The sequence below is a fragment of the Mycobacterium sp. genome (assembly GCF_019247615.1).
In the GTDB taxonomy this organism is placed as follows: Bacteria; Actinomycetota; Actinomycetes; order Mycobacteriales; family Mycobacteriaceae; genus Mycobacterium.
In genome coordinates this window covers 1-8,993 of record NZ_JAFBAT010000316.1, presented here as the reverse complement: position 1 = coordinate 8,993, position 8,993 = coordinate 1, and the positions used below count along the sequence as shown (strand labels likewise).

Sequence of the window (8,993 nt, the reverse complement as noted above, 5' to 3'; positions counted from 1 at the left end):
TGCCGCGGCGCGGATATCGTTCCCATGGTGAAGCCGCAGTTCGAGGTGGGCAGGGGCCGGGTCGGTGCGGGCGGCGTGGTCCTCGACCCGGGTTTGCGCGCCGACGCGGTGCTGAGCGTGGCGCGGCGCGCCGGGGAGTTGGCTTGGCACACCGTCGACGTCACCGCCAGTCCGCTGCCGGGCCCGTCCGGCAACGTCGAATACTTCTTGTGGCTGCGCGCCCAGACGGACCGAGCCCTGGACGCTGACCGGCTGGTGAATGCGGTGCAGCGCGCCGTCGCAGAGGGCCCGCAATGACCGCCGAGCGCACCGTCCTGCTGGTCGTCCACACCGGGCGCGACGAAGCCACCGAAACCGCGCGCCGCGTCCAGAAGGTACTGAGCGACAATGGGATTGCGCTTCGCGTATTGTCGGCCGAGGCGGTCGACAGGGGATCGCTGCACCTTTCCCCGAACGACATGCGCGCCATGGGCGTCGAGATCGAGGTGGTCGATGCCGACCCCCAAGCCGCCGACGGCTGCGAGCTGGTGCTGGTGCTCGGCGGCGACGGCACCTTCCTGCGGGCGGCCGAACTGGCCCGCAACGCCGGAATTCCCGTACTCGGAGTCAACCTGGGCCGCATCGGCTTTCTGGCCGAAGCCGAAGCCGAGCACATCGACCAGGTGCTCGACCACGTCGTCGCCCGTGACTACCGCGTGGAGAACCGCCTCACGCTCGACATCGTCGTGCGCCACGGCGGCCGCGTCATCAATCACGGGTGGGCACTCAACGAGGCCAGCCTGGAAAAGGGCCCAAGGCTAGGCGTACTCGGGGTGGTCGTCGAGGTGGACGGGCGGCCGGTGTCGACATTCGGCTGCGACGGGGTGTTGGTCTCGACACCGACCGGCTCCACCGCCTACGCGTTCTCGGCGGGCGGACCTGTGCTGTGGCCGGACCTCGAGGCAATCCTGTTGGTGCCCAACAACGCTCACGCGCTGTTCGCCCGGCCGATGGTCACCAGCCCGGAAGCCACCGTCGCGATCGAGATCGAAGCCGACGGTCACGACGCCCTGGTGTTCTGCGACGGCCGCCGCGAAATGCTGATACCGGCCGGCGGGCGGCTCGAGGTGACGCGCTGCGACACGGCGGTGCGCTGGGCGCGGCTGGACAGCGCGCCGTTCAGCGACCGCCTGGTACGCAAGTTCCGGCTGCCCGTGTCCGGTTGGCGCGGAAAGTAGAACGCTGGCGTAGGTGCTGACCGCATGCTGACCGAAATACGCATCGAGTCGCTCGGCGCGATCAGTGCCGCGGTGGGCGAGTTCGGCCGCGGCCTGACGGTGCTGACCGGCGAGACCGGCACCGGAAAGACCATGGTGGTCACCGGGCTGCACCTGCTCGGCGGGGCGCGCGCCGACGCCAACCGTGTCCGGTCGGGGGCCGACCGTGCCGTCGTCGAAGGTCGTTTCACCACAACCGATCTCGATGAGGAGATGGTGGCGCGGCTGGACGCGATGCTGGAAGCCGTCGGGGCCGAGCGCGACGAGGACGGCAGCGTCATCGCGCTGCGCTCGGTCAGCCGCGACGGGCCCTCGCGGGCGTCCCTCGGCGGCCGCAGCGTCCCCGCCAAGTCACTGGCCGACTTCACCACCGAGCTGCTGACCCTGCACGGGCAGAACGACCAGCTGCGGCTGATGCGGCCGGAGGAGCAGCGCGGCGCGCTCGACCGGTTCGCCGGCGCCGGCCCGGCGCTGGAGCGCTACCGCAAGCTGCGCGAGGCGTGGCTGACGGCCCGCCGCGACTTGGTCGAACGCCGCGATCGCGCAAGAGAACTGGCCCAAGAGGCCGACCGGTTGAAGTTCGCGCTCAACGAGATCGACACCATCGACCCGCAGCCCGGGGAAGACGACGCGTTGATCGCCGACATTCTGCGGCTCTCCGAGCTCGACACCCTGCGCGAGGCCGCTGCCACCGCGCGCGCGGCGCTGTCGGCCGACGACCCCGACGACCTCGGCCGAAGCGCCACCGATGGCCTCGGGAAAGCAAGGGCCGCATTGGAATCCACCGACGACGCCACACTGCGGTCGCTGGCCGGCCAGATCGGCGAGGCACTGGCGGTCGTCACCGACGCGGCCCGCGAGCTCGGCGGCTTCCTCGATGACCTGCCCGTCGACGCCAGCGCACTGGAATCCAAGCTCGCCCGACAGGCCCAGCTGCGCACCCTGACCCGCAAGTACGCCGCCGACATAGACGGCGTCTTGCGGTGGGCGCAGGAATCCCGGGAAAGGCTGACGCAACTCGACGTCTCCGAAGAGGCGGTGACCGCGCTGCAGCGCCGCGTCGACGAGCTGGCGCGCGAATTGTGCGCGGTGGCAGCCGAACTCGGGAAGGTCCGAAGTAAGGCCGCCCAACGGCTTGGCAAGGAGGTGACCGGGGAGCTGTCCGGGCTGGCGATGAGCGACGCCGTCTTCACCATCGACGTGACCACCGACCTCGCCGCCGGCCATGACGATCCCGCGGCGCTCGCGCTGCCGTCGGGCGAGCTGGCCCGCGCCGGCGCCGACGGCGTCGACCAGGTCGAGTTCGGCTTTGCCGCCCACCGGGGCATGGCCGTGTTGCCGCTGGCCAAGAGCGCCTCCGGCGGCGAGCTGTCCCGGGTGATGCTGGCGCTGGAAGTCGTGCTGGCCGCCTCCCGAAAAATTTCAGCGGGCACCACCATGGTGTTCGACGAGGTGGACGCCGGCGTCGGCGGCCGCGCGGCGGTGCAGATCGGGCGGCGGTTGGCGCGACTGGCCCGCACCCACCAGGTCATCGTGGTCACGCACCTGGCACAGGTCGCCGCCTACGCCGACGTGCATCTGGTGGTGCACAGCGCCGGGCCCAAGGGCACCAGCGTCGTGCGGCGGGTGAGCGGCGACGACCGGGTGGCCGAGCTGGCGCGCATGCTGGCCGGCCTGGGCGAGTCCGACAGTGCGCGCGCGCATGCCCGCGAACTCCTCGACGCGGCCCTGAACGATACGGACTGACCTCGCGAGCGTCGACTCCTTGTCGCCATCCGGGCCGGTTTCGCGCCACAAGTCGACGGTCGAGACCTTCCCGTCACCGGCCTGTGACAGGTGTGACGCTAGATAACTTGTGAGGCTGATGTTACGGCGCGCCTCCTCGCCTGACCCATGGTTCACCGACAGAATCGCCCCATGAAGATGTCAGGTCTGCTATCGCGCAATGCCAACCGGCCGGGTCTCACCGGCACCGCCCGGGTGGACCGGAACATCGACCGGTTGCTGCGCAGGGTCTGCCCCGGCGACATTGTGGTGCTCGACGTCCTCGACCTGGACCGCATCACCGCGGACGCGCTGGTGGAAGCGGACATCGCCGCCGTCGTCAACGCCTCGCCGTCGGTGTCGGGCCGCTACCCGAACCTGGGCCCCGAGGTGCTGGTCAACAACGGGGTCACCCTGATCGACGACACCGGACCCGAGATCTTCAAAAAGATCAAGGACGGCTCCAAGGTTCGGTTGTACGAAGGCGGCGTCTACGCCGGCGACCGCCGCCTGGTCCGCGGCACCGAACGCACCGACCACGACATCGCCGACCTGATGCGCGAGGCCAAAAGCGGACTCGCTGCCCACCTGGAGGCGTTCGCCGGCAACACGATTGAGTTCATCAAGAGCGAAAGCCCGCTGCTCATCGACGGTATCGGCATTCCCGACATCGATGTCGACCTGCGCCGCCGGCACGTGGTGATCGTGGCCGACGAGCCCAGCGCCGAAGATGAACTGCGCTCCCTCAAGCCGTTCATCAAGGAGTACCAGCCGGTGCTGCTCGGCGTCGGTGCCGGCGCGGATGTGTTGCGCAAGGCCGGTTATCGCCCACAGATCATCGTCGGCGACCCCGACCGGATCAGCACTGACGCCCTCAAGTGCGGTGCCCAGGTCGTGTTGCCCGCCGACGCCGACGGTCACGCGCCGGGATTGGAGCGCATTCAGGACCTCGGCGTCGGAGCGATGACCTTTCCGGCCGCGGGCTCGGCGGTCGACCTCGCCCTGCTGCTGGCCGATCATCACGGCGCCGCGCTGCTCGTCACGGCCGGCCACACCGCCAACATCGAGACGTTCTTCGACCGGAACCGCACCCAAAGCAACCCGTCGACCTTCCTGACCAGGCTGCGCGTGGGGGAGAAGGTGGTCGACGCCAAAGCCGTCGCGACGCTCTACCGCAGCCACATTTCGGGAGGCGCCATCGCGCTGCTCGCCCTCACGATGCTCATCGCGATCATCGTCGCCCTGTGGGTGTCCCGCACCGATGGCCTGGTGCTGCATTGGATCGTCCAATACTGGGACCGCTTAACCCTCTGGGTACAGCACTGGCTCACCTAGCTCTTTTCAGAAAGGTGCGCTCATGATCTCGTTGCGCCAGCACGCGTTATCGTTGGCGGCCGTCTTCCTGGCGTTGGCCGTGGGAGTCGTGCTGGGTTCCGGCTTCCTGTCCGACACCCTGTTGTCCAGCCTGCGTGCCGAGAAGCGCGACCTGAACTCACAGATCACCCGGCTCAACGACCAGAAGAATGTTCTGAATGAAAAGCTTGCTGCGGCAAGCAATTTCGACAACCAGCTCGCCGGCCGGATGGTGCACGACGCACTCGGCGGCAAGGCGGTGGTCGTGTTCCGCACCCCCGATGCCAAAGACGATGACGTCGCCGCCGTCGCAAAATTCATCGGTCAGGCCGGCGGCACGGTCACGGGAACGGTGGCGCTGACGCAAGAATTCGTCGATGCCAACTCCGCTGAAAAACTGCGGACCGTGGTGAACTCGTCGATCCTGCCCGCAGGACAGCAGTTGAGCACGAAGCTCGTCGATCAGGGTTCGCAGGCCGGTGACCTGCTGGGCATCGCATTGCTGACCAACGCCAACCCGGCCGCGCCTGCCGCCGAGGTTTCTGACGCGCAGCGTGCGACCGTGCTGGCGGCCCTGCGCGACAGCGGATTCATCACCTACCAGTCGGGCGATCACCTGCCTGCCTCGAACGCGGCGCTGGTGGTCACCGGTGGCTCGCTGCCGCAGGATGCCGGCAATCAGGGTGTGAGCGTGGCCCGGTTCTCGGCGGCGCTGGCGCCGCACGGCTCGGGCACGCTTCTGGCGGGGCGCGACGGGTCGGCGACCGGCGGCGCCGCGGTCGCGGTGGCCCGCGCCGACGCGGGCATCTCGTCGGCGATCAGCACCGTCGACGACGTCGATTCCGCGCCCGGACGGATCACCGCCGTGCTGGGCCTGCACGACCTGATCAACGGCGGACACGCCGGACAGTACGGCACCGGTCACGGGGCGACGGCGGTCACGGTTCCCCAGTAGAGCCTCGCGTGAGGCCGACAGCTCGGGCGTGTTCGCCGCGGCATGTCGTGCCGGGGTGTTAGGGTGGGTTTCCGTGGGTCGGCAGGCCCAGACAAGCCCTGCCCGTATTCACGGAGGACGCCAGTGCGTAAGCACCCGCAAACCGAGACCAAACACCTCTTCGTCAGCGGCGGCGTCGCCTCCTCGCTGGGCAAGGGGCTGACGGCCAGTAGCCTCGGGCAGTTGCTCACCGCGCGGGGGCTGCACGTGACGATGCAGAAGCTCGACCCCTACCTCAACGTCGATCCGGGCACGATGAACCCGTTTCAGCACGGCGAGGTCTTCGTCACCGAGGACGGCGCCGAGACCGACCTCGACGTCGGTCACTACGAGCGGTTCCTGGATCGCGATCTGCCCGGCTCGGCGAATGTCACGACGGGACAAGTGTATTCGACCGTCATCGCCAAGGAGCGACGCGGGGAATACCTCGGTGACACCGTCCAGGTCATCCCGCACATCACCGACGAGATCAAGCGGCGCATCCAGGCGATGGCTCAACCGGATGCCGACGGCAACCGCCCGGACGTCGTCATCACCGAAATCGGCGGCACCGTGGGCGATATCGAGTCCCAGCCGTTCCTGGAGGCGGCGCGTCAGGTGCGCCACGACCTCGGCTGGGAAAACGTGTTCTTCCTGCACGTGTCTTTGGTGCCTTACCTGGCCCCATCCGGCGAACTCAAGACGAAGCCCACGCAGCACTCGGTGGCCGCGTTGCGCAGCATCGGTATCACCCCCGACGCGCTGATCCTGCGCAGCGACCGGGACGTCCCCGAAGCGCTGAAGAACAAGATCGCGCTGATGTGTGACGTCGACATCGACGGCGTCATTTCGACCCCGGACGCGCCGTCGATATACGACATCCCCAAGGTGTTGCATCGCGAGGAGCTCGACGCCTTCGTGGTGCGCCGCCTGCACCTGCCGTTCCGCGATGTGGACTGGACCGAGTGGGACGACCTGCTGCGCAGGGTTCACGAACCACACGAGACCGTCCGAATCGCGTTGGTAGGCAAGTATGTCGAACTGTCCGACGCCTACCTCTCCGTAACCGAGGCGCTGCGCGCCGGCGGGTTCAAGCACAATGCCAAGGTCGAGATGGTCTGGGTGGCATCGGATGACTGCGAAAGCACCGGCGCCGCAGCCGCCGCGCTGGGCGACATCCACGGTGTGCTGATTCCCGGCGGTTTCGGCATCCGCGGAATTGAAGGCAAGATCGGCGCGATCAGCCATGCCCGCGCCAGGGGGCTACCCGTGCTGGGGCTGTGCCTCGGCCTGCAGTGCATTGTGATCGAAGCCGCGCGCTCGGTCGGTCTCAGCCAAGCCAACTCGGCCGAATTCGATCCGGCCACACCGGATCCCGTGATCTCCACGATGGCCGATCAGCAACAGATCGTCGCCGGTGAAGCCGACCTCGGCGGTACCATGCGGCTGGGGGCCTATCCCGCGGTGCTGGAGCCGGATTCGATTGTCGCCGAGGCCTATGGGACTACCCAGGTTTCCGAGCGGCACCGCCACCGCTACGAGGTCAACAACGCCTACCGGGAGAAGATCGCGGCCAGCGGCCTGCGCTTCTCCGGGACGTCGCCCGACGGCCACCTGGTGGAGTTCGTCGAATACCCGCCGGAGGTGCACCCGTTCATCGTCGGCACCCAGGCCCATCCGGAACTGAAGAGCCGCCCCACCCGGCCACATCCGCTGTTCGTCGCCTTCGTCGCGGCGGCGCTGGAGTACAAGGCGGGCGAGCTGCTGCCGGTGGAAATCCCCGACCACTCGCCCAACGGCAATCAGCATCGTGGCAACGTCAAGCGGCCGTTACCCGAGCCAGCGGCCCGTGGCTGAGCACGTCTTCGAGACGGAGTCATCCGAAACGCTTTACGCCGGAAAGATTTTCGCGTTGCGCAGCGACCGCGTGCGAATGCCTGGTGGTGCGCTCGCGGTACGTGAGGTGGTCGAGCACTACGGCGCGGTCGCGATTGTGGCGATGGATGAGCAGGACAACGTCGCGATCGTTTATCAGTACCGCCACGCTTTCCGCAGGCGCCTCTGGGAACTGCCCGCCGGGCTGCTCGACGTCGCGGGGGAGCCACCGCACCTGACCGCCGCCCGGGAATTGCAGGAGGAGGTCGGCCTGCAAGCCAGCACGTGGCAGGTCTTGGTTGACCTCGATTCGGCGCCGGGATTCAGTGACGAGTCGGTGCGGGTGTATCTGGCAACCGGATTGACCCAGGTTGCCCGGCCGGAGGCGCATCACGAGGAAGCGGACATGACGATGCGCTGGGTTCCCGTGGCGGAGGCCGCCCGCCAGGTGTTCAGCGGTGAAATCGTCAATGCCATTGCGGTTGCCGGAATCCTGGCCGCCTACGCCGTCACGGAAGGGTTCGCCCAGCCCCGACCGGTGGACAGTCCGTGGATCGACAGGCCGACGCAGTTCGCCGCCCGAAAAGCGGGGAAGGCCGCGCCGTGACCGCGGCGCTCGATACCCAGCTGCAGGGCTACCTCGACCACCTCACGATCGAGCGAGGGGTGGCGAAGAACACGCTGAGCTCCTATCGTCGCGACCTGCGCCGCTATACAAAGCACCTGTCCGACCGCGGAATTCACGATCTCGCCAAGGTCGGTGAGGACGACGTCAGCGAATTTCTGGTAGCGCTGCGCCGCGGCGATCCCGAGGCGGGCACGGCGGCGCTGTCCGCGGTGTCGGCGGCGCGGGCGCTGATCGCGGTGCGAGGCCTGCACCGGTTCGCCGCCGCCGAGGGCCTCGCCGAACTGGACGTGGCGCGCTCCGTCCGGCCGCCGACGCCGGGGCGCCGGCTCCCCAAGAGCCTGACGATCGACGAGGTCCTGGCGTTGCTGGAGGGCGCCGGCGGCGAAAGCCCCAGTGACGGCCCGCTGGCGCTGCGCAACCGCGCACTGCTGGAGTTGTTGTATTCCACCGGGTCTCGCATCTCCGAGGCCGTCGGGCTCGACGTCGACGACATCGACACCGAGGCGCGCTCGGTGCTGTTGCGCGGCAAGGGAGGCAAGCAGCGCCTGGTGCCGATCGGACGGCCCGCCGTGGCGGCGCTCGACGTGTACCTGGTCCGCGGGCGGCCCGACCTGGCGCGCCGCGGCCGCGGCACCGCGGCGGTATTCCTCAATGCGCGCGGCGGGCGGTTGTCGCGGCAAAGCGCATGGCAGGTGCTGCAGGACGCCGCGGAGCGCGCCGGCATCACGTCGGGGGTGTCACCGCACATGTTGCGGCATTCCTTTGCCACCCATCTGCTCGAGGGTGGCGCGGATGTCCGCGTCGTGCAGGAGTTGCTGGGTCATGCATCGGTGACGACGACGCAGATCTACACGCTGGTCACGGTGCATGCCCTGCGCGAGGTGTGGGCCGGGGCCCATCCCCGGGCGCAATAGCTGGCGCGAGCAGACGCAAACTCGCACTAAGTCGCCTGTTTTCGTGCGATTTTGTGTCTGCTCGCGGGGAATCCTAGCCCAGGTAGTCGGACTCGAGCACCAGGTCGGAGAGCAGCGACTGATATTCCAGGTGCGCCTTGTGTTCGACGGTGTTCCACAGCTTGCCCTGCTGCTGGCGCATGTATTCGCGGTACTTCGGTGCGCCCGGAATCTTGACGTTGTCGGCGACC

8 protein-coding genes and 1 pseudogene are annotated in these 8,993 nt (G+C 68.3%); 8 read left to right on the top strand and 1 reads right to left on the bottom strand.

What is annotated here, in order from left to right; genetic code table 11:
* From JO059_RS22285 to xerD, 8 genes are all read left to right on the top strand, one after another.
* Positions 1–297 (top strand): SAM-dependent methyltransferase (locus tag JO059_RS22285; RefSeq protein WP_366516249.1); only part of this gene is annotated, 297 nt, incomplete at its 5' end.
* Positions 294–1,217 (top strand): NAD kinase, encoded by a 924-nt coding sequence (locus JO059_RS22280; protein ID WP_293322825.1) that lies wholly within the window; start codon positions 294–296, stop codon positions 1,215–1,217. The genes JO059_RS22285 and JO059_RS22280, both read left to right, overlap by 4 nt.
* 24 nt (positions 1,218–1,241) lie before the next feature.
* On the top strand, positions 1,242–3,002 hold the full coding sequence (gene recN / locus JO059_RS22275) for a DNA repair protein RecN (RefSeq protein ID WP_293322823.1): 1,761 nt from the start codon (positions 1,242–1,244) through the stop codon (positions 3,000–3,002).
* Between the two features lie 171 nt (positions 3,003–3,173).
* Positions 3,174–4,355, top strand: a complete 1,182-nt coding sequence (gene steA, locus JO059_RS22270) for a putative cytokinetic ring protein SteA (protein ID WP_293322821.1) — start codon at positions 3,174–3,176, stop codon at positions 4,353–4,355.
* 22 nt (positions 4,356–4,377) lie between these two features.
* Positions 4,378–5,328: a copper transporter gene (locus JO059_RS22265; protein WP_293322819.1), complete on the top strand. Its 951-nt coding sequence runs from the start codon at positions 4,378–4,380 to the stop codon at positions 5,326–5,328.
* 123 nt (positions 5,329–5,451) lie between these two features.
* Positions 5,452–7,203: a CTP synthase gene (locus tag JO059_RS22260; protein WP_293322817.1), complete on the top strand. Its 1,752-nt coding sequence runs from the start codon at positions 5,452–5,454 to the stop codon at positions 7,201–7,203.
* Positions 7,196–7,828, top strand: coding sequence for an NUDIX hydrolase (locus tag JO059_RS22255; protein ID WP_293322815.1), 633 nt, complete (start codon positions 7,196–7,198; stop codon positions 7,826–7,828). Before JO059_RS22260 ends, JO059_RS22255 begins: the two co-directional genes overlap by 8 nt.
* Positions 7,825–8,763: a site-specific tyrosine recombinase XerD gene (xerD, locus tag JO059_RS22250; RefSeq protein WP_293322813.1), complete on the top strand. Its 939-nt coding sequence runs from the start codon at positions 7,825–7,827 to the stop codon at positions 8,761–8,763. The genes JO059_RS22255 and xerD overlap by 4 nt, the downstream gene beginning before the upstream one ends.
* Positions 8,764–8,836: 73 nt before the next feature.
* On the opposite strand, the pseudogene JO059_RS22245 reads toward xerD, so the two are convergent.
* A pseudogene (locus tag JO059_RS22245) lies at positions 8,837–8,993 on the bottom strand (O-methyltransferase); the annotation flags it as partial.

Coding starts and splice junctions, on each gene's coding strand:
- JO059_RS22265 (WP_293322819.1), top strand. CDS start 4,378: ATGATCTCGTTGCGCCAGCACGCGTTATCGTTGGCGGCCGTCTTCCTG.
- steA (WP_293322821.1), top strand. CDS start 3,174: ATGAAGATGTCAGGTCTGCTATCGCGCAATGCCAACCGGCCGGGTCTC.
- JO059_RS22280 (WP_293322825.1), top strand. CDS start 294: ATGACCGCCGAGCGCACCGTCCTGCTGGTCGTCCACACCGGGCGCGAC.
- recN (WP_293322823.1), top strand. CDS start 1,242: ATGCTGACCGAAATACGCATCGAGTCGCTCGGCGCGATCAGTGCCGCG.